Annotated in this window: 20 protein-coding genes; 6 read left to right on the top strand and 14 right to left on the bottom strand. The window is 70.4% G+C overall.

Features of this window, described 5'->3' with window-relative positions; translation table 11 throughout:
• Window positions 1–95 precede the first annotated feature (95 nt).
• The 3 genes from ACFYY7_RS16590 to ACFYY7_RS16580 form a co-directional block, all read right to left on the bottom strand.
• Complete coding sequence (locus ACFYY7_RS16590) at window positions 96–2315, bottom strand: MMPL family transporter (protein WP_388662118.1); 2220 nt, start codon at window positions 2313–2315, stop codon at window positions 96–98.
• Between the two features lie 228 nt (window positions 2316–2543).
• On the bottom strand, window positions 2544–3368 hold the full coding sequence (locus ACFYY7_RS16585) for an NAD(P)H-binding protein (protein WP_388662117.1): 825 nt from the start codon (window positions 3366–3368) through the stop codon (window positions 2544–2546).
• 274 nt (window positions 3369–3642) lie between these two features.
• Window positions 3643–4383: an alpha/beta hydrolase gene (locus tag ACFYY7_RS16580; protein WP_388662115.1), complete on the bottom strand. Its 741-nt coding sequence runs from the start codon at window positions 4381–4383 to the stop codon at window positions 3643–3645.
• Between the two features lie 343 nt (window positions 4384–4726).
• Between ACFYY7_RS16580 and ACFYY7_RS16575 the strand changes: the two genes are divergently transcribed.
• From ACFYY7_RS16575 to ACFYY7_RS16560, 4 genes are all read left to right on the top strand, one after another.
• Complete coding sequence (locus ACFYY7_RS16575; RefSeq protein WP_388662113.1) at window positions 4727–5218, top strand: DUF2975 domain-containing protein; 492 nt, start codon at window positions 4727–4729, stop codon at window positions 5216–5218.
• Window positions 5218–5439: a helix-turn-helix transcriptional regulator gene (locus ACFYY7_RS16570; RefSeq protein WP_181648025.1), complete on the top strand. Its 222-nt coding sequence runs from the start codon at window positions 5218–5220 to the stop codon at window positions 5437–5439. The genes ACFYY7_RS16575 and ACFYY7_RS16570 overlap by 1 nt, the downstream gene beginning before the upstream one ends.
• A gap of 74 nt (window positions 5440–5513) precedes the next feature.
• A complete protein-coding gene (locus ACFYY7_RS16565) occupies window positions 5514–6494 on the top strand; it encodes a DinB family protein (RefSeq protein WP_388662111.1) in 981 nt (326 codons plus the stop codon).
• 39 nt (window positions 6495–6533) lie between these two features.
• A complete protein-coding gene (locus ACFYY7_RS16560) occupies window positions 6534–7193 on the top strand; it encodes a class I SAM-dependent methyltransferase (protein ID WP_388662109.1) in 660 nt (219 codons plus the stop codon).
• Window positions 7194–7232: 39 nt separating this feature from the next.
• Here ACFYY7_RS16560 and ACFYY7_RS16555 read toward each other — a convergent pair whose 3' ends face one another.
• The 10 genes from ACFYY7_RS16555 to ACFYY7_RS16510 form a co-directional block, all read right to left on the bottom strand.
• Window positions 7233–7760, bottom strand: coding sequence for a CAP domain-containing protein (locus tag ACFYY7_RS16555; protein ID WP_388662107.1), 528 nt, complete (start codon window positions 7758–7760; stop codon window positions 7233–7235).
• A 144-nt stretch (window positions 7761–7904) separates the two neighbouring features.
• Window positions 7905–8684, bottom strand: coding sequence for an enoyl-CoA hydratase/isomerase family protein (locus tag ACFYY7_RS16550; protein ID WP_388662105.1), 780 nt, complete (start codon window positions 8682–8684; stop codon window positions 7905–7907).
• Window positions 8681–9814: a cytochrome P450 gene (locus ACFYY7_RS16545; RefSeq protein ID WP_388662657.1), complete on the bottom strand. Its 1134-nt coding sequence runs from the start codon at window positions 9812–9814 to the stop codon at window positions 8681–8683. Before ACFYY7_RS16545 ends, ACFYY7_RS16550 begins: the two co-directional genes overlap by 4 nt.
• Before the next feature lie 351 nt (window positions 9815–10165).
• Entirely contained in the window at window positions 10166–11566 is a 1401-nt protein-coding gene (locus tag ACFYY7_RS16540; protein WP_388662104.1) for a cytochrome P450, read from the bottom strand.
• Between the two features lie 129 nt (window positions 11567–11695).
• The gene (locus ACFYY7_RS16535) at window positions 11696–12286 is read right to left on the bottom strand and encodes an ATP/GTP-binding protein (protein WP_351254215.1); all 591 of its coding nucleotides are present in this window, start codon (window positions 12284–12286) and stop codon (window positions 11696–11698) included.
• The gene (locus ACFYY7_RS16530) at window positions 12261–12635 is read right to left on the bottom strand and encodes a DUF742 domain-containing protein (protein ID WP_072487820.1); all 375 of its coding nucleotides are present in this window, start codon (window positions 12633–12635) and stop codon (window positions 12261–12263) included. Before ACFYY7_RS16530 ends, ACFYY7_RS16535 begins: the two co-directional genes overlap by 26 nt.
• Window positions 12632–13036 carry a roadblock/LC7 domain-containing protein gene (locus ACFYY7_RS16525; RefSeq protein WP_388662102.1) on the bottom strand — a complete coding sequence of 135 codons (405 nt, stop codon included), beginning with the start codon at window positions 13034–13036 and terminating at the stop codon, window positions 12632–12634. Before ACFYY7_RS16525 ends, ACFYY7_RS16530 begins: the two co-directional genes overlap by 4 nt.
• Window positions 13033–14259, bottom strand: a complete 1227-nt coding sequence (locus ACFYY7_RS16520; RefSeq protein ID WP_388662099.1) for an ATP-binding protein — start codon at window positions 14257–14259, stop codon at window positions 13033–13035. The genes ACFYY7_RS16525 and ACFYY7_RS16520 overlap by 4 nt, the downstream gene beginning before the upstream one ends.
• A gap of 583 nt (window positions 14260–14842) precedes the next feature.
• Complete coding sequence (locus tag ACFYY7_RS16515) at window positions 14843–15766, bottom strand: hypothetical protein (RefSeq protein WP_388662098.1); 924 nt, start codon at window positions 15764–15766, stop codon at window positions 14843–14845.
• Window positions 15767–15941: 175 nt separating this feature from the next.
• Window positions 15942–16817 carry a hypothetical protein gene (locus tag ACFYY7_RS16510; protein WP_388662096.1) on the bottom strand — a complete coding sequence of 292 codons (876 nt, stop codon included), beginning with the start codon at window positions 16815–16817 and terminating at the stop codon, window positions 15942–15944.
• Between the two features lie 263 nt (window positions 16818–17080).
• On the opposite strand from ACFYY7_RS16510, the gene ACFYY7_RS16505 reads away from it, so the two are divergent.
• Complete coding sequence (locus tag ACFYY7_RS16505) at window positions 17081–18244, top strand: MFS transporter (protein ID WP_388662094.1); 1164 nt, start codon at window positions 17081–17083, stop codon at window positions 18242–18244.
• Here the strand turns inward: ACFYY7_RS16505 and ACFYY7_RS16500 are convergent.
• Entirely contained in the window at window positions 18235–18699 is a 465-nt protein-coding gene (locus ACFYY7_RS16500; RefSeq protein WP_388662092.1) for an Lrp/AsnC family transcriptional regulator, read from the bottom strand. The genes ACFYY7_RS16505 and ACFYY7_RS16500 overlap by 10 nt on opposite strands.
• Before the next feature lie 107 nt (window positions 18700–18806).
• Between ACFYY7_RS16500 and ACFYY7_RS16495 the strand changes: the two genes are divergently transcribed.
• Entirely contained in the window at window positions 18807–19763 is a 957-nt protein-coding gene (locus tag ACFYY7_RS16495) for an SMP-30/gluconolactonase/LRE family protein (RefSeq protein WP_388662090.1), read from the top strand.
• Window positions 19764–19821 lie beyond the last annotated feature (58 nt).

Below are 19821 nucleotides of genomic sequence, written 5' to 3'. Positions count from 1 at the left end.
GAAGGTTCTGTCCGACTACCCATGGTCCTCGACTCGACGGCCCGCGCGGGCATCACCCACCGCGATGGCCCGCGCGGGGCATCACTCACCGCGACTCACGCGCGTACGGGATCGGGGGCGGGTTCCGACGCCGGCGCCGACGGCCCGCCGTGGCCCAGCTTCTCGCCCTCGACGTCCACCTGGGGCACGACCCTCGCCAGCCACTTCGGCAGCCACCACGCCCGGTCGCCCAGCAGGGCGAGCACGGCCGGGACGATCGTCATCCGGACGACGAAGGCGTCGAAGAAGACGGCCGAGGCGAGGCCGAGGCCCATCATCTTGATCATCGACTCGCTCATCCCGATGAACCCGGCGAACACCGCGATCATGATGACGGCCGCGGCGCCGACGACCCGGGCGCTGTGCCGGAACCCGGTGACGATCGCCTCGCCGGGCCGCTCCCCGTGGACGTACGCCTCCCGCATCCGGGTCACGAGGAAGACCTCGTAGTCCATGGCCAGCCCGAAGACCACACCGATCAGGAAGATCGGCGTCATGCTCATCACCGGCCCGGTCTGCTCGACGCCGAGGGCATCGGCGAGCCAGCCCCACTGGAAGACCGCGACGACCGTGCCGAAGGCCGCCGCCACCGACAGCAGGAAGCCGAGTGCCGCCTTGAGCGGGACCAGCAGCGAGCGGAAGACGACCATCAGGAGCAGGAACGCCAGGCCGACGACGAGCGCGAGATAGGGCAGCAGCGCGTCGTTGACCTTCTGCGACACGTCGATGTTCACGGCGGTCGTGCCGGTGACGAGCATCTTCGCGCCGGTCTCGGACTTCAGGTCACGGGCCTCGTCGCGGATGGTGTGGACGAGGTCCGTGGTGTCCGCGGAGCTCGGCCCGGTGGAGGGTACGGCGGTGAGCACCGCGGTGTCACCGGCCTCGTTGAAGGCGGGGGGAGTCGTGGCGACGATGCCGTCGGTGGCGGTGAGCAGCTTCGCGGCCCGTGCCGCGGCGGCCTTCGGGTCCTCGGCGGTCTTCGCGTCGACGACGACGGTCAGCGGTCCGTTGAAGCCGGGGCCGAAGCCGTCGGCCAGGGCGTCGTAGGCGCGGCGCTGGGTGGTCGAGGTGGACTTCGACTCGTCGCCCGGCATGCCGAGCTGGAGATCGAGCATCGGTACGGAGATCAGGCCGAGGCCGAGGACGCCGAGCACCAGGACCGCGAGCGGCCGGCGGATCACGAAACGGGCCCAGCGGGTGCCCAGGCCGGGTCGGCCGTCCCCGGCACGCCGGCCGCCGCTCCCCTTGCTCCCCTTGCTCCCCTTGCGCTGGGTACGCGGCAGGACGGCATCGTGGAAGAAGCCGAGCAGCGCGGGCAACAGGGTCACCGCGACCAGGACGGCGATCACGACGGTGGACGCCGCCGCGAGACCCATCTTGGTCAGGACCGGGATGCCGACCACGGACAGGCCCGCCAGCGCGATGAAGACGGTGAGACCGGCGAAGACGACGGCGGATCCCGCCGTGCCGACGGCCCGTGCCACGGCCTCCTCGGCGTCGTGGCCCTCGGTGCGTTCGGTCCGGTAGCGCGAGACGATGAACAGGGCGTAGTCGATGCCGACCGCGAGCCCGAGCATCAGGGCGAGGATGGTCGTCGTCGTGGACATCCCGATGGCGACGATCGAGCCCACCCCGACGCCGATGCCGATGATCGCGGTGAGCAGCGGGAGGCCCGCCGCGACGAGCGAACCGAAGGTGATGAGCAGGACGACCGCGGCGGCGGCGACGCCGACGAGTTCCGTCGTACCGCCCAGCTCGCCCTCAGGCAGCAGGGCCGATCCGCCGAGCTCCACGGTCAGCCCCGCGTCCCGTCCCTTCTCGGCGGCGTCCTTCAGCGCGTTCGTGGTGGCATCGGTGAGATCGACGTTCTCCACGTCGTACGAGACGGTGGAGTACGCGGTGGTGCCGTCCTTGCTCACCGCCCCGGCCATCTTGAACGGGTCGAGGGCGCCCTTGACCTGGTCGCCGTTTGCCACGTCCGCGACGATCTTCTCGATGGCCGCCTTGTTCGGGCCCGCCGTGACCTTCTGGCCCTCGGGCGCGACGAAGACGATCCGGGCGTCGGCCGCGTTGGAGTTGCCGCCGGGGAAGCGCTGGTCCAGCAGGTCGAACGCCTTCTGCGCCTCCGTCCCGGGCATCGAGAACCCGTCCTCGGGGGCGGCCGGGGCCTTGGCCGCGGCGAAGGCGCACGCGGCCAGGACCACCACCCAGAGCAGGGCGACGAGCCGGCGTCTCCGGAAGGAGAAGCGGCCCAGCCGGTAAAGGAAAGCAGCCACGAGGAGGCGCTCCAGTCTCTCGAAGGAATGCCTCGATCCTTCGCGAACGGGTGCGTCATCGTCGTCGTGCGGCTGCATGGAGTCGTACGTACTGTCGCTGCAGTACGCGGCCGGTCCGCCCTGCCCCCTGAAGAGGACGCCGCCGGCGTGTGCCGTAGGAGATGAGCAGGCCGACGGAGGCCTGGCGGTGCTTCGCGTCCCTCCCGCGTATCACGGCCTTCCCGCGTATCAGGGGCGGAAGGCGTCAGCGTGTGCGGCGGCCCACTGGGCGAAGGTCCGCGGCGGACGGCCGACGACTTCCTCGACCGCTGAAGTCACCCGGGCCACCGCCTCCGGCACGGTCGCCCACATGTGCAGCATGAACTCGATGCCCTCCTCGGGCCAGCCCTCGGCCCGCCACTGCCGACGTGCCTGATCGTCGGTCAGCTCGGTGAAACGGATCTCACGGCCGGTCGCCGCAGCGATGGCGGACACCTTGTCGGCCGGCGTGAGCGCTTCGGGCCCCGACACGGTGAGGCTCCTTCCCGCGTGGCCGCCCCCGGCAAGCACAGTGGCGACGACGTCGGCGACATCCGTCTCGTCCGCCGAAGCGGTCCTGCGATTCGCGTACGGCTCGCGGACCTCCGCCGTATCGCGGATGACCTGAGCCCACCCCAACGCGTTGGACATGAAGTCGATCGGCCGGACGAACGTCCACTCCAGGCCGCTGTCACGCACCGCTTGTTCCAGTTCTCCTTCTTCGCCGGCCGACAGGACCGTCAGGCGCCGTACGCCCGCCTCGGCGGCCATCGCCATGATCTGCGGCCCTGTGCGCAACGGGGCGTGGTCGTGGCCGGTGGCTCCGAGCAGGTGCACGGCGGAGACGCCGCCGAGAGCCGCTGCCAGTGTCTGCGGCTCCGTGAGGTCGCCGCCCACCACTTCGACGTCGCCGGGCAGACCGGCCGCCCCGGCCGGGGTGCGCGTGAGCGCGCGAACCTCCTGTCCGGATCGCCGAAGTCGCTCGACCACGTGGCGCCCCAGATTTCCCGTCGCACCAGTAACCAGAATCTTCACGTTGCTCCTTGCTGCCGTCTGTTGAGGCGGGCACCGATCCGAGCAGCAGTCGGACGTGCCCGACCGCGGACGACGACAGTAGGCGGCATGTAGGTCAGATCTTGTCCCCGATCCGCTCGCCGCCGGCCCCGCCCCTCTGTGCACATCCGGAGCGCGAGGCCGAGCGGCTGCGCACCTGCCGGCCGCCGCCATCGAGGAGGGCCGGGGCCTGTCCTCGATGGCGGCAGCCTGGCCGACCCCGCCTACCGCCTGCTGCGGGCCTGGCGGCCCGGCCTCACTTCAGGTGCCGGGTGAAGAACTGGGCCGCGGCCTCCCCCGCGAATTGCGGGACGCCGGCGTGCCCGCCCATATTGGCGTGCAGCGTCTTCTCCTCGGAGCCGAAGGCGTCGAACAGCTCCAGGGCCTGCTGCCGCTCGTTCCCTTCGTCGTCCCACTGCAGCAGGACGTGCAACGGAATGGTGACCTGCCGGGCCTCATCGAAGATGGTGCGAGGCACGAAACTCCCGGCGAACAGAACGGCGGCCGAGATGCGCGGCTCGACCACCGCCAGCCGGGTCCCGATGGAGATCAGTCCACCCGAGTACCCGACCGGCCCGCCGATCTCGGGCAGCGCAAGGAGGGCGTCCAGGGCGGCCTGCCATTCAGGGACCACCTTTTCGACCAGCGGGAGGACGAGGGCGTCGACGATCTCGTCGCTGACCGGCTCGCCGGCCTCCAGCGCCCGGCGCAGGTCGGCGCGGGCCTGCTCGACGGCGGGCCAACGGGGCCGGTCGCCGCTACCGGGGAGTTCGATGGTGGCCGCGGCGAAGCCGTCCGCCGCGGAGTGCCGGGCCCGGGCCACCAGCCGGGGGTACATCTTGCCCAGCCCGAGGGGAGGGTGGCCGAGCAGGATCAGCGGCGCCGGTGCGGATGAGGACGCGGATTCAGGCGTCCACAGGATGCCGGGGATCTCGCCGAGGGTGAATTCGCGTTCGAGGACGCCGTCGTCGAGACGCTGTTCGGAAGTGAAGTGCATGGTCGTGCCTTTCGGGAGTGCGCTTGGACGGCGCTCCCGGACGACCTGCCTATCGCCCGACCGTGACCCCGGAGGGGAGCACCCATGTCGATACTGCGTTCACGGGTACCACCTCCTCGTTCTCTCGCACGGCCTCCGGAAAACTAGCAGGTGGCCGCCGTGGTCCGCCAACAGGTTTTTGGCTCCGGGACCCGAGGCCCCGCCCGTGTCAGATATCGGCGTCGGCCGGCAGCGTGGGCACGATCGCCCCGCGAGCGCGCCGCTCGCCCTCCGGTCCGGCCCTCATTGCTTAACCTATCGAGATTCGATAGATTTCCATCGTGACTCGATGAGAGGATGGGGCATGGGAAAGCTGACAGTGCGCGCGCTGCGCGCCGTGCTCGTGGTGGTGCTCACCGGCACCGTGTTCGTACAGGCATTGATGGTGTGGGCGTTGGTCAGCGGGAGTGATCCGGAGGACGGGTCGCTCCCACTGACCCCGCTGCGCGTGATCACGATCCTGGGCATCGGGACGGCCCAGGTCGCCCTGGTCTGTGTATGGCGACTGGTGACGATGGTGCGACGCGGAACCGTGTTCTCCCACGCCGCCTTCCGGTACGTGGACGTCATCATCGGCGCGATCGTTGCGGCTGCTCTCGTGTGGTTCGCGGTCACGGCCCTGAATGCGCCCGGCCAGCGGGACGACCCGGGCGTCAGCCTCATCATGGGCGGGATGGGCGTGGCCATTCTGGGAGTCGCGCTCATCGTGCTCGTACTGCGGATGCTGCTTGCCCAGGCCGTCGCCCGCGACGTCGAAGCAGCGCAGATGCAGGCCGAGTTGGACGAGGTGATCTGATGCCGATCGCCGTCGACATCGACGTGATGCTGGCCAGGCGGAAGATGTCCGTGGGCGAACTCGCAGACCGCGTAGGGATCACGCCCGCCAACCTGGCGGTACTCAAGAACGGCCGCGCCAAGGCGGTGCGCTTCGCGACGCTCGCCGCGCTCTGCGAGGTACTCAAGTGCCAGCCGGGCGACCTGCTTCGCTGGGAGGCCGAGGACAGCGCGGGCGAATGAACCGTGCCTGCTGACGCGTCATCGCCGAGAGACAGCGGACCGATTCTGTCCGCCAGAGGTGTCAGGGTGACGCCATGGACGCAAACGAACTCGACTTGAACCGCACGCTGCGCGAGCAGTTGGAGTTCCACTGGAACCACCAGCTCCGGGCCCGGCTGGAGGGCATGACCGACGACGAGTACTTCTGGTCGCCGGTGCCGGACGCCTGGAGCGTGCGGCTGCGCGGCAGCTCGACGGCGCCCGTGCAGCTCGGCGCCGGGGACTTCACGATGGACTACGCCTCCCCCCAGCCGGTACCCGCGCCCTTCACCACGATCGCCTGGCGCCTCGGCCACGTCATCGTCGGCGTGCTCGCCGCACGCAACGCGGCGCACTTCGGCGCGCCGGCGGCGTCGTACGAGACCTGGGAGTACGCAGGCGGCGCGGCCACCGCGCTCGACCAGCTCCGGACCCAGCTCGACATCTGGCTGGAAGGGGTGCGCGGCCTCGGCGACGCCGGGCTCCGGGTCCCGGTCGGGGAGAAGGAGCCCTTCCCCGAGCTGCCCATGGCCGACCTGGTGCTGCACATCAACCGCGAACTGATCCACCACCTGTCCGAGGTCTGCCTGCTGCGCGACCTCTACCTGCACACGAAGCCCGGCACCTTCGGGGAGCGACACATGGCCGCGAGGACGACACACCTCGACCCCGAAGAACTCCACAACAACCCTGCCTTCACACAGGGCGTGATCACACCCGCCGCCGCCCGCACGGTCCACGTCGGTGGCCAGCTCGGCTCCGACAGAACCGGAAAGCTGCTCGACGGCATCGAGGCGCAGAGCATCCAGGCGATGCGGAATGTGCTGACCGTGCTCGCCGCCGCGGGCACCGGTCCCGAGCATGTCGCCAAACTCAACATCTACCTCGTCAACGGAGTCGACGCGCAGGTGGCGTACGCGGCGTCGCTGTCGGTGTGGGGCGATCACCGCACGGCCATCACGGTCGTCTCCACCGCAGGACACGCTCGACCCGGCGCGCTCGTGGAGATCGACGCGGTGGCGGTCATTCCCGAATAGGGGCGGGCCCATGAATTCGAGGGCCCGTAGCCTTCCGCCATGAGTGATCGATCGACCTCCGGCGGAGACAGCACCGGCCGGGCCAGGGGCACCGCTGGGTATGCCGGGGCGGCGGACGCGCTGGCGGTCCAGTACGAGGAAGTCACCTTCGGCGAGGTCCACCGCGACGTGCTCGGCCTCGTACCCGCTGAGCCTGCGCGGATCCTCGACATCGGTGCGGGTACGGGGCGCGACGCTGCCGCGTTGGCAGCCCTGGGACATGACGTCGTGGCTGTCGAGCCGACCGCGGAGCTGCGGGCGCATGGACAGCGCATCCACGCAGGCAGTGCGATCGACTGGGTCGACGACGTTCTTCCTGAGCTGGCGCTGCGTCAGTGCCGCCGCCCAGGACGGTTCGAGGGGATCTTCGCCACTGCGGTGTGGATGCATCTGGACGCGGGGGAGCGCGGACAGGCGATGGCCAGGATCGCCGCCCTGCTGATGCCCGGCGGCCGGTTCTTCGTCAACCTCCGCCACGGACCTGTGCCCGAAGGCCGCCACATGTTCGACGTGTCCGCTGCCGAGACCGTCGAGCTGGGTGCCGCGCACCGCCTGCGGACGGTCCTGAGCAGCGAGCGTGCCGATCTCCATGGCCGGGACAGCGTCCGGTGGAGCTCTCTCGTGCTCCAGGCGGAGGACTCCCGCGACGCACGCGGCTGAGCCCGGCGGCGCGCCGCGCGGCACGCGGGGCTGCCGGGTTCAGCGCGACGCCGTCCCGAAGTCCTGCGTCCAGTAGTTGCCGGACCGGGCGTGGCCCACGCCCATCTCCTTGAACGTGCAGTTGAGGATGTTGCGCCGGTGGCCGGGGCTGTTCATCCAGCCCGCCACGACGCTCTTGGGGGTGGCGTAGCCGTGAGCGATGTTCTCGCCGTACGCATGCCAGCCGTAACCGGCGCGCGCGATCCGGTCGTCCGGAGCCGAACCGTCGGAGCCCGTGTGGGACATCTTCTTGCGCGCTGCCATGTCCGTGCTGTGGGCCTGGGCGGCCTTCCTCAGCTCCGCGTTCATCTTCAGCGGCGGGCACCCCGCCTTGCGGCGCTCCCTGTTGACGAGCTTCAGCACGCGGGCGGGGGCGCCGGACGCCTCCGGGGCGCTCGTGGAAGCGGCGGGCTTCACGGGCGGGGCGTGGCCGCCGGCCATGGCGGCGGTGGGGATGGTCACTGCCGCCGCTGCGACGACAGCGACGGTCATCGTCCGGTAAGGCGTCTTCCTGTGGTGCGTCCTCATGAATGTGACCTCGCTCGAACGCCCCCGGGGCGGGGCAACAGGGGGAGTACTACCCCGGGCCATGGTGCCGCATGGGCCGATGTCACCGGTGGTGGTGAGGCGCCCCGCCACCGGTCGGGGCGCCGATGAGCATTGTCCGTCCCCCTACCGCCGCCGGGTCGCCGCCGCGACGGTGGCCATGAGTTCCGCGTCCAGTACGGACGGGTCGGCCAGCCGGGTCGGGGCGGCGTACGAGTTGAGCAGTGCCTTGGTCACGCGCAGGGCGGCCTCGGGGCGGCGCACGATGGGCTTGGCCCAGGCGGTGACGGCCGCGTCGAGTTCGCTCTCGGGCACGATGCGCTGGAGGACCGACAGCTCGTGCGCCTCGATGGCGTCGAAGGCGCGTCCGGTGAGGATGAGTTCGCGGGCGCGGGCGGCGCCGACCTCGTGGATGAGCCGGGGCAGTACGCCGCCCCAGGCGGTGGGCAGCCCGAGCGCCAGCTCCGGCAGCCGGAAACCGGCGGTGTCGGCGCCCACGCGCAGATCGCAGGCGAGGGCCAGCGCGAGGCCCGCGCCGATCGCCTTGCCCTGGATCCGGGCGATGGTGACGGCCTGGTTGGTGGAGATCGCCTCGCAGACCCGGCGGGCCTTGTCGCCGGCGATCCGGATGCCCCGCCCGGTGGGGTCCTCGTCGAGCCAGTCGGCGAACTCGGTCCGGTCGCCGCCCAGGCAGAAGTCGTCACCGGCCCCGCTGAGCACCAGCACCCGGACATCGGGGTCCGGCACGGCCAGGACCGTCAGCAGATCGTCCAGCATCGCCTCGGTGACCGCGTTGCCGGTCTCCGGGGTGTCCAGCTCCACGCGCAGGACGGCGCCCTCGCGCTCGGCGCGTACCGTGCTCGGCCGCCGGAACGGGGTCAGGTACTGCGGGAGCGAGAGCTTCATATCGCCACGCCCAGCGAGGTGATCCGCCGGAAGACCAGCCGGGAGGCGTAACCGGCCGGCGAGACGGAGCGCAGGGTGGGGAAGCGTTTCAGCAGCTGCGTCAGGAGCGTGCGCGCCTCCAGGCGGGCGAGGGCCGCGCCGAGGCAGTAGTGCACACCGCCGCCGAAGGTCAGGTGCGTTCCGCCGGTGCGCTCTACGTCGAAGGCGTCCGGGTCGTCGTTGCGCCGGGGGTCGTGGTTGGCGGCGCCGTACATGACGTGGACCATGCTGTCCTTGGCGATCGGCACGCCCGCCAGCACGGTGTCCTCGGCCGCGATCCGGGTGTTGATGTGGATCGGCGGGTCGTAGCGCAGGACCTCGTCGACGGCGGCGTCGATGTACCCGGGGTTCTCCGCCAGCCACGCCCACCGGCCGGGTTCCCGCAGGAGCAGATCCACCATGGCCGACAGCAGCGTGGCGGTGGTCTCCAGCGAGGCGATGGTGACGAACATGGTGAGCCGGTAGAGGATCTCGTCCGCCGTGTCGCGGTCGGGCTCCCGCGCGTCCCAGGTGTGGATCCAGCCGGTGAGGACATCGTTGCCGGGGTTGGCCCGGCGCTGCTTCACGAGCTCGGTGAAGTAGCTGCGCAGATGGAGGGTCGCCTCGGCGGAGACGGCGAGCTGGCTCTTGGTGGGCAGCAGCTCCTGGGCGTGCACCTGGTTGTGGGTGATCTGAAGGATGTGGGCGTAGTCCTCGGGCGGTATCCCCAGCCAGGCGCCGATGGTGCTGATCGGGAGCTGCTCGCTGACCGTGCTGACGAGGTCGGCCTCTCCCCAGCGCAGCTTGTCGGCCAGTTCGTCCAGGAGCTGGGTGACATGCTCCTCGACCTGCGGGGTCAGCCGCTCGATGGTCGACCGGTCGAAGAGGTTGCCCAGGCTGCGGCGCTGGCAGGTGTGCTCGGGTGCGTTGAGCCGGGAGAGCGTCTTGGTCATCTCCTGCGTGGCGACGGCCTCCCAGCGCTCGGTGTCCGCCTGGCGTTCCTGCCAGGCGAAGTCGGGCGCCAGCCAGTTGCGCCCGCGCAGCACCTCGCTGCACGCGTCGAAACCTGTGACGAAGTACGCGTCCCAGGGGGCGCGTACGACGTCGCCCATGTTCCTCAGATCGGCCAGCAAGGGGTAGGGATCAGCCTGCCCCTCGGGCGATTTGAGACGTCTCAGGAGGGAGATGAGGGCACGGCGGTCTATGGGGGGCCTGTCTGTGCCACATATAGCGCTCACGCAGAGTTCCTTGACCTGGGCTCATGGTTACCGGCAGAACCTACCCCTCCGCATATGCCAGCCATGCGTGGATCTTTGTTGCCCGTATCACAGAGAAAGCCTGCTTCGGCCCCTTGCCATCGACCCCTCGTGCCCCAACTTCCTCCTGTGTCACTCCAGTTGCGTGTGCGATAGGCCGGGTTATGCGTACAAGTCGTCCGGCGCACCTTGATCATGTCCGGTGCGTCACACCCTGAAGACGTCCAGGAAGGAACTCCACCAGCCCTTGGTCTTCTTCTGCGGCTCCGCGTGGGTGTGGTCGTGGTGCGCGGCCGACGTCTCGTCCGGGGTGACATTCCGGGACGGAACGGGCGACTGCGTCGCCGATGCCGTGGTGGTCCGGCGGGCCGGGGCGGCGGTGAAGTGCACGGGGAGTGACACCAGGGCACGGTGGAAGGGTCCCGGCCGCCATTCGACCGCGGAGGGATGCACGGCGAGGGCGAGGTCGGGCACGGAGTTGAGGATCTTCTCGATCGCGGTGAGGGCGATGAGCTGCGCGGGGGACTTCGCCGGGCAGACGTGCGGGCCGGCGCCCCAGGCCAGATGGGCGCCCTTGCTCAGGGTCTGGCGGGCGTCGGTGAGCGCGGGGTCGCTGTTCGCGGCGGCGAAACTGATCAGTACCGGGGTGTCCGCCTTCAGCGTCACCCCGCCCAGGTCGACGTCCTGGACCGGGTAGTGCGTCGCGTAGTTGGCTATCGGCGGGTTGTTCCACAGCACGTCGTCGAGGGCGTCCTCGACCAGCATCCCGGTACCCCGCCGGTGCGAGCCCCCGGTGTCGCTGGACAGCATGAGGAGCAACGCGTTGGCGATCAGGTTGCGCTCCGGCTCGACGCCCGCACCCATCAGCATGACGAGCTGGTCCTTGAGCTCCTCGTCCCGCAGCCCCGCCGGGTGCTGGATGAGCCAGGAGGTGATGTCCTCGCCGGGCTGGCGCCGCTTGAGCGCGACGAGCTCCATCAGGCACTCGGTCAGCTCGGCGTTGGCCCGGAGCACGTCCTCGCCGTCGAAGATCGCGGACATGCTGCGGGTCAGCCGGTCGCCGATGTCGCCGGGGCAGCCGAAGAGCTGGTTGAACAGCAGCAGCGGCAGCAGCTTGGCGTAGTCGCCGAGCAGGTCCGCGCTGCCCCGCTCGATGAACTGGTCGATGAGGTAGTCGGCTATCCGCTCCACGTCCCGGCTGAGCCGGGTGGTGCTGAGCCGGCCGAGGCTCTCGGTGACCGCCTTGCGCAGCCGGAGGTGCTCGGTGCCGTCCGTGAACAGGCAGTTGGGCCGGTACGCCATCATCGGCAGCACCGGGCTGTCCAGCGGCACCCGGCCCTCCCGCAGTGCCGCCCACCGCCGCGAGTCCCGGGCGAAGTAGGAGGGGTTCTGCAGCACCCGGAGCGCGGCCTCGTGCTGCACGATCAGGGTGGCCTCCACGCCGGGGGCCAGCTCGATCGGAGCGGCGAGTCCGTGCGCCCGGAATTCGTCGTACACGCGCTGCGGGTCGGCGGCGAACTCCGGCCCGTAGAGCGACGTCTGGCGCCCACCGCGCATCGGGCACCCGGTGGGTGCGCTGTACGGGGTGGATCCCGGCGACGAGTCCATGTGTGATTCCTAGGTGTGAACGCGGACCCGAAGGGCCCGGACGGCGGAAGGTGAACGGGCCCGGAAGCGATGGCCCGACCCGGCCCGTGCGTACGGCGGTCGTACGCACGGCGGTCGGGTGACAGCCTCTCAGGCCACGTGTGCCAGAAGGTGCTGGACCAGGGTGATCAGGGCCTGCGCGGACGACTTCTCGTCCCGGGCGTCGCAGTACACCACCGGGGTGTCCGGCAGCAGATCGAGCGCCTCGCGCAACTCCTCCTCGGCATGCCGGGAGTACGGATCGAAGCTGTTGACCGCGACCGCGTACTCCAGCCCGTACGTCTCGACCAGGTCGATCACCGGGAAGGTGTCGGAGAGACGGGCCGGATCGACCAGCAGCAGCGCGCCGAGCGAGCCGCGGGCCATGTCCTCCCACAGCTCGACGAAGCGCTGCTGGCCCGGCGTGCCGAACAGGTACAGCACCAGTTCGTCGCTGAGCGTCAGACGGCCGAAGTCCAGCGCGACCGTGGTCGTCACCTTGTCGGGCGCGCCCCGCAGATCGTCGATGTGCGCGCCGGCCTGCGTCATCCGCTCCTCGGTGCGCAGCGGAGTGATCTCGGAGAGGGTGCCGATGAGCGTCGTCTTGCCCACGGCGAAGTGCCCGACGACGAGAATCTTCGCCGCACGCCGCACCGCGTCCGGCACATAGATGCTGTCAGCCGAACCGGACGTGGAGTCCATGCAACACCTCTTCGAGGATCTTCCTGTCAACGAGCTGAGCCGGCGGTGGCGCCTTGCGGCGCATCAGATGACCCTGTTCCGCTAAGTCGTTCAGCAGCAGCCTCGCCACCCCGACCGGCTGGCCGAGGTGGCCCGCCACCTCGGCCACCGACAGATAGCCGCCGGAGCACAGCTCCCAGATGGCCCGGACCTCCGGGCTCGGGTTCGGGGGCGGCTGCCGGTCGGGTGCGATGGTGACCAGGGTGACGAGGGAGAGGCCCTCCGCGTCGGGCAGGCCGCGCCCGCCGGTGATGACGTAGGACCGGACGAACCCGCTGTTGACCGCCTGCTCCTCGCCCGGCGTCGTCATGCGTCTATTCCCGCGTCCTGGCGGGGAGGTGTGGTCATCGCCTTCCCCAGTGCGGCGACCTGCTGCTGCATGCGGAAGGACATGGCCTCCATGTCGACGTCGGCCGCTGCGGCCGCCGCCAGGTAGGCGCCGGTGCCCGCCGCGATCAGGAAGATCCAGCCGTGGTCGTACTCCAGCAGCGTCTGCCGCCAGCGGCCCGGGGCCTGGGCCCCGATGAAGGGTGCGACGGCCCGGCTCAGCGACTGCATGGAACTCATCGCGGCCGCCACGGTCTCGGCGTCGTCCCGGCCGATCTCGCTGGAGCTGGCCAGCAGCAGACCGTCGGCGGAGACGAGGATCGCATGCCGCGCGCCGGGAACCTGGAGCACATCGTTGAGTACCCAGGACAGATCGGGGTTCACTGGAACTCGGGTCCTTCCATCGTCGTCATGTCACGCCCGGACCGTGTTCCGCGCTGGAACGCGCCCAGTCGGGAAGCGGTCTCCTCGTTGCTGCGCACCGGCTCCGGCTCGGTGGACGGCACCACCGACACCGGGCTCTTGCGACGACGCTTGGGCAGGCCACCGGCGGTGGTGGCGACGGGCCCGGTGGGCTGCGGAGCGGCGATCGGCTGCGCGACCGGAGGAAACAGCGGTGTCGGGGACGGCGCGGGCGCCTGACGCCGGGGGAGCGCCGCCACTTCCGCTTCGTGGTGGGCGGCGACCGGGGGCGGCGAGGGCACATCGCCGGTTAGCAGCTCGTCGGGCAGAAGGACCACCGCGCGTACACCTCCATAGGGCGATACGGAGTCCACCGAGACCCTGAACCCGTAACGGGCGGCGAGCACACCGGAGACGGCGAACCCGAACTGCGGGGGAATGCCCAGGCTGGAGACGCTGATCGCGGCCTGCGGCGCGAGGAGGGCCGCCGCGCGGTCCTTCTCCTCCTGGCCCATGCCGAGACCGGCGTCGTCGACGATGAGGCAGACGCCCGTCGGAACGGCCTGGATGTTGATCTCCACCGGGGTGCCGGGGGCGGAGTAGTTGGTGGCGTTGGCCAGCAGCTCGGCCAGGACGACCGCGACGGGCTCCACGGCCTTGCTGACGACCGAGAAGTTCACCTGCCCGTTGATCCGCACCCGGTCGAACTGCCGGATACGGCCCTGGGCGCTGCGGGCCACGTCGAAGACGGAGGCAACGGTCTCCCGGCGTCCGAGCCAGCCACCGCACAGCACCGCGATGCCCTGCGCCCGGCGGCCGAACTGGCTGTTGGCGTGGTCGATGGCCATCAGGTCGGCGAGCATGCCGGGGTCGTCGCCGTACTTCCGCTGGGCGTTCTCGATGACCACCTGCTGCTCGTCCGCGAGCCCCTGGAGGGTACGCACGGCGGCCTTGAGGACCGCCTTGGTCTCCTCCTCGGCGTCCCTGCGGACGTCGGCCAGCTCGGTGGAGTGCTGATGCGTCAGACCTGTGTGCGCGACATGGAGTTCGTCACGCTGACGCTGCAGCATGTCGCGTTGCTGGTGTAGTTCGGCGTTCTGTCTGCGAAGCCCGATATTGGTCTTGCGAGCCCGCAGAACGGCACCTACGGCGATCAGCGCGACGACAACCAGTGCCCACAGAAGAGGGCCCTGTGCAAATGTCATGAGACTCACTTCAAGTGCCATGGCTATGGATACGGCTTGACGCTCCCTCATGTGCCGCAGGCGCCGGGCCGGTCGAGCCCAAGCTTGCGCCACCCAGGGGAGGCCCCTCCGGATGTGGGGCCGAGGAGTCCATCCCTCCCGGAATGCCCCCATACGCCATCAGCCCACTGGAAGTAAGATGATCTTAACATCGGTCAGGCGGGCAATTGTCAAGACCGACACGCCAGTTGCACTCTTGACGCGGAATGTTCACAAGCAGGCGCCGTGGCGCCCTTGCTACGGGGCCGGGCGACCGGCCCCCGGCCCCGCGCCGGGATCGGCGAACCGGCGCAGATCCGCCGGAAGCAACTCCAGGATGTGAGCGCGCTCCGCGGCGTCCGGTTCCGGCCCCGGATGGGCCTCGGCCGTCTCCGGTACGGAGATCGGCCGCCGGGCCGCGTCGATGCGGGCTCCGGTCGGGGCCGATGTCCTGTCGGCGTCCCGGCAGAGCTCCTGGCGCTCGTAGTGCCGGGGACAGGGGAGACGGGACGCGTCGCATCGCGGGCGGGCCCACCCGTGATGCGACGCGTCAGGTGTCAACGGGTCAGGACTTGACCAGGGTGATCTGGGTGGTGTTGTCACCGGCGTTCACGGTCACCGGGTAGTCCCGGTCGTCCGCCGAGCCGAAGCCGCGGAACAGCGTGGTGCCGGGTCGGAAGACCGACCCGGGTTCCATCGCGGTGGTGGGAATGGTGACGTTCCACGGAACCGGGGCGCCGGGGGTGCAGTCGACCACCCCGCCCTCGTACCTGCCGACCGCCTCGCCGGTCCTCTGGGTCTGGGCGACCAGGCCCGAGAGCGATATGCGGGCCGGCTTGTTGCAGGTGGCGGTGCCGCCGACGGTGACCTGTCCGGTCTTGGTGTCGACCTTGCCCTCGGGGTTCAGTCCGAGCCCGATGGCCAGCTCGGCCGGAGGCTCGGCGGTGCGGGCGTGCACCTCGCCGCGCAGGGGCAACGTGGAGCCGTTGCAGTACTGCTCGAAGGTGGCGTCGAGCTCACGGACGTAGCCGTAGGGGCCGTAGGAGATGTGGGAGACGGTGAACGAACCGGTGCTGGTGGTGCACCACCGGTCGTCGGCCCCGAACTCCAGCTGGGGATCCTGCGGTTGGGCGTCGGGCCAGCGGGAGGCCCCGGTGTAGGTGGCGCCCTCGGTCAGCTTCTGGCCCTCGGGGGCCTGGAGGTGGAGGGACCAGCGCTTGCCCTCGGGGGTGACGATCGTGACGCCCACGGCGCTCTGGGCGGTGGGCCCCGATACGTCGAACATCTCGACCGACCCGGCCGTGAACTCCTGGGACCGACCGTCGGAGACGAACTCACCCGCCTCGCCGCTGAACGCGAGCGAACCCGAGACCGCTTCGTGGGCCTGTGCGGTGCCGGACAGCGGAGCCGCCGCCACTGCCATGGCCATCGCCGCCGTGAGGACGGCCGCCGCGCGGGCCGCCCTGCGTCCGGTCGTGCTGCTCTTCATCAAGGTTCTTCCTCCTGCGGGAGCGTTGCCCGTCCCGGTGAGCCGGAACGGGGCTGCACACGCGTCACCGAATGACATTGCCGGTCAAGCCGGACGGAGGGGGGCGGCTTCGATCTCCTCGGTGACGCAGGCAGGAAGCTAACAGCGCCCACTGACAGCGCTGATGCAGATGCGGTCAGCCGATGCAGATGACGAGCAGGCAGAGCTGGTCCGGCGGTGTCGCCGTGGGGGCGGGATCCTGGGGCGGCGTGTCCGCCGCGGGGGCGGCCGGAGGGGTGGTCGTGCCCGGGGCGCTGGTGGCGGGCGTTTCGGCCGTCGCGGGCGTGGTGCGTGGCTTCGGGGTCGTCGCCGAGGCGGGGCGGGCCGCGACGACGGGCAGCCGCGTGCGCTTCGTGCCGGCGGTGGACACCGCGACGCTGATCCTCCGCGACGAGCCGCTCGTGGTGGCCGGGTGGGTGTCGGTGCCGGAGCTCTGCGGGGCGCGGGTACTCGGCCGGGTGGACGATGAGTCGGTTTCGGTGGCGTTGTCGGTACCGGTACCGGTACCGGGGGCGTCGGCCCGGTCCGGGGCGGTGGCCCTCGGTTCGGGTGTCGTGGCGGCCGCCTGTGCGTCGTGGCCGGTGGACGGCCGCGAGGACGGCAGTACGGCGAGGGTGAGGCCGCCCCCGACGAGCGCGACGGTCGAGGCGAGCACGGCCCGGCGCCGGTGCTTCTTCCAGCGCGCCAGTTGGCGACGCCGGGCGGCGCGGCCCTGAGTGGTGGGCATGGCGGGAGTGGAAGAAGTGGTGGACGCGGCTGGGACGTCGGGGGCGTCAGCGGCGTCAGGGGTGTCGTCGTCGAAGCCGAAGTCGAAACAGTGCGCCGAGTCCGGATAGGCCGCCTGCTCCGGGAACTCCTGCGCGGGCCAGGCCGCCCCCATCGAAGCGACGGTTGCCGGGGCCGCGCTGTGGCGGTGATGGCCGGAAGGGGCGATGTCCGGTGCGTACGCGCCGCAGCCGGGGCACACCAGGGCCCCGTTGAGGGTCCGGCGGCACGAGGAGCAGTAGTCCATCCGCGATCCTTCTGTGCCGACCGCGCCACCAGGCACTCCGGCGACCTGTTCGAGTTCGCACTCCTGACAGAGCGGGCAACAACGTAACGGCACCCACGGGAGGTTGTGCGTAGCAGGTGTGTTGCTCTCGCGAAGATCTCCGCCGGCGCAGGCGCCAGGCCGGGTTCCATTCGGATTCGGCCACAATGCGAGACGAGCTGTCTTGAATCGTGGATGCGATGTCATGGTTGTACCCTGCACACACATCTGCCGGGGAGGCTGCCGTGCGCCGCTGGATGATGCTCGCTCTCGGGACCGCGGCGCAGACCGTCGCCTGCACCTTCCTCTACGGACTCCCGTACACCTCGGAGACGCTGAGGCGGGACAGCGGGCTGACCCTCGGCGAAGTCGGACTGCTGGTCGCCTGCCCCACCTTCGGCCTCCTGCTGACGCTCATAGCCTGGGGAGCCCTGGCCGACCGGTTCGGCGAACGGGTCGTCATCACCTCCGGTCTGGCCATGACCGCCGTACTCCTGTCCCTGGGAGCCACGGTGAACGGCCTGGTCCCCCTGGGCGTGTTCCTGGCACTGGCCGGGGCGGCGAGCGCATCCGTCTCCGCGGCCAGCGGTCGGCTCGTCGTCGGCTGGTTCTCCGCCCGGGAGCGCGGTCTCGCCATGGGGATACGGCAGACGTCGACCCCGCTGGGCATGGGCATCTCCGCTCTGGTGGTCCCCACGCTCGCCGCGCACGACGGAGTCGAGGGGACCGTCCTGTTCTGCGCGGCGCTGTGCGGTGCCGTCGCCGTGCTCGTCGGCTTGCTGACCACGGACCCGCCCCGCGCCGCGCGGCCGGCGGGAGGGGAACCGGCCGCCAACCCATACCGTCACTCCGGCCTGTGGCGCATCCACGCCTCCAGCGCGCTGCTGTGCGTACCGCAGTTCGCGACGAACGCCTTCGCGATGGTGTTCCTGATCGACGTACGGGGCTGGAGTGCCGTGCACGCGGGTCAACTCCTGGTGCTGTCCCAGGTGTTGGGAGCCCTCTCGCGGGTGGTGGCGGGGCGTTGGTCCGACCGGGTCGGCAGCCGGGTGCGGCCGATGCGGCAGCTGTCGGTGTGCATCGCCGTCGTCATGGGCGCCACGGCGCTGGGCGCGCTCTGGCCCTCGCCGCTGACGGATCTCGCCATGATCGTCGCCTGCGGCATCACCGCGAGCACCAACGGCCTGGCCTTCACCGCCACCGCCGAACTCGCCGGAAGCGCCTGGTCGGGACGGGCCATGGGCGTCCAGAACACCGGCCAGAACCTTGCCGCGTCGCTCACACCGCCGCTGCTGGGCGGGCTCATCGCCTCGGCCGGATACGCGCGTGGCTTCATGCTGGCCGGAGCGCTGGCCGTCGCGGCCTGCTTCGTGATCCCCGCACTCAACGGCCCGAAGACTCACTCCTGACCATCGACGCCACCATTGGTGTACGGGGAGACCGGCCGCTCGAAGAGGGTCTCCAGGACCACCGTGGCCCGCGTCCCGTTGACTCCTTCGATCGCGTATATCCGGCGCAGCACGTCCTGCAACTGCTCGGTGGTCGCGGTCCTGACCTTCACCAGCACCGATGCGCTGCCGGCGATGACATGGGCCTCGACTATCTCGGGGAGGGCGGCGAAGTGCTCCGCCGAATCGCCCATCCAGGACGTGGAGTCGACCGTCACGTACGCGAGTACGCCGTGCCCCACCGCCGCCGGATCGACCTCGACCGCGGTGCGCCGGATCACGCCGCGTTCCCGCAGTTTCCGGACGCGTTCATGAGTGGCCCCGGCCGAGAGCCCGACGGACTTGCTCAGCTCGGCGTAGGGCCGGGTGGCGTCCTGCTGGAGCTGCGCCAGCAGGACACGGTCGATGTGATCCACGACTCTCCAATCCATGTTCGGCAGACATGCGCTCGAACCATATGTCATCTTGCGGTCGCTGCTGGATGCCGTAGATTATTCGGCACCTTCTGGGAGGGATGGACACCATGACCAGCGAACGCCCCCTGCTGTACGAGGCCTTCGACGACCGGTTCCGCACCGGGCGGTGCATGAACGGCGATGCGGGTCTTGAAGTCCTGTACACCGGCTGCCGCTGGGCCGAGGGGCCGCTCTACGTACCTGCCTGGCGGCAAGTGGTCTGGAGCGACATCCCCAACGACCGGATGCTGCGCTGGGACGAGGAGACCGGCGCCGTCGGTGTCTTCCGCCGCTCGGCGGGGCACACGAACGGCAACACCCTCGACCGCGAGGGCCGGCTCGTCACCTGCGAGCAGGGCAACCGCCGGGTGACCCGTACCGAACACGACGGCACGATCACCGTGCTGGCCTCCCACTGGCAGGGCAGACGCCTCAACAGCCCGAACGACGCGACGGTGAAGTCCGACGGCTCGATCTGGTTCTCCGACCCGGACTTCGGCATCACCAGCGACTACGAGGGCCATCGCGCCGAGAGCGAGATCGGCGCCAACAACGTCTACCGCATCGACCCGTCCACCGGCGAAGTGCGCCTGGCCGCCGACTGTTTCGGCGCCCCGAACGGCCTGGTCTTCTCGGCCGACGAGCAGCGGCTGTTCGTCTCCGACACCAGGGCGGGCCTCGTCCGGGTCTTCGACGTGCGCGACGACGGCACGCTGTCGGACGGCGAGATCTTCGCCGCGGCCAAGGCCCGCCCGGCGGCCCGCTTCGACAACCTCCGATTCGACGACGACGGCCGGCTCTGGGTCGCCGCGCTGAACGACGGGGTGCACTGCTACGACCCGGACGGCACCCTGATCGGGCGGCTGGTCATCCCCGAGGCGGTGGCCAACATCTCCTGGGGCGGCGCCAAGCGCAACCGTCTCTTCATCACCGCCGAGACCAGCCTCTATTCGGTGGTCATGAGCGTCACCGGCACCCACCCGACGGGCCCGGGGCAGCGTCCCTGGCCGCCCTCCGCCGGGTGAACCGACACCGCCGCGACCACCTGGAACGGCCCGCGTCCCGTCCGCCGTTCCGTCCGCC

This window comes from Streptomyces sp. NPDC001933, assembly GCF_042890955.1.
Lineage (GTDB): Bacteria > Actinomycetota > Actinomycetes > Streptomycetales > Streptomycetaceae > Streptomyces.
This window is presented reverse-complemented; position numbering and strand designations above follow the sequence as displayed.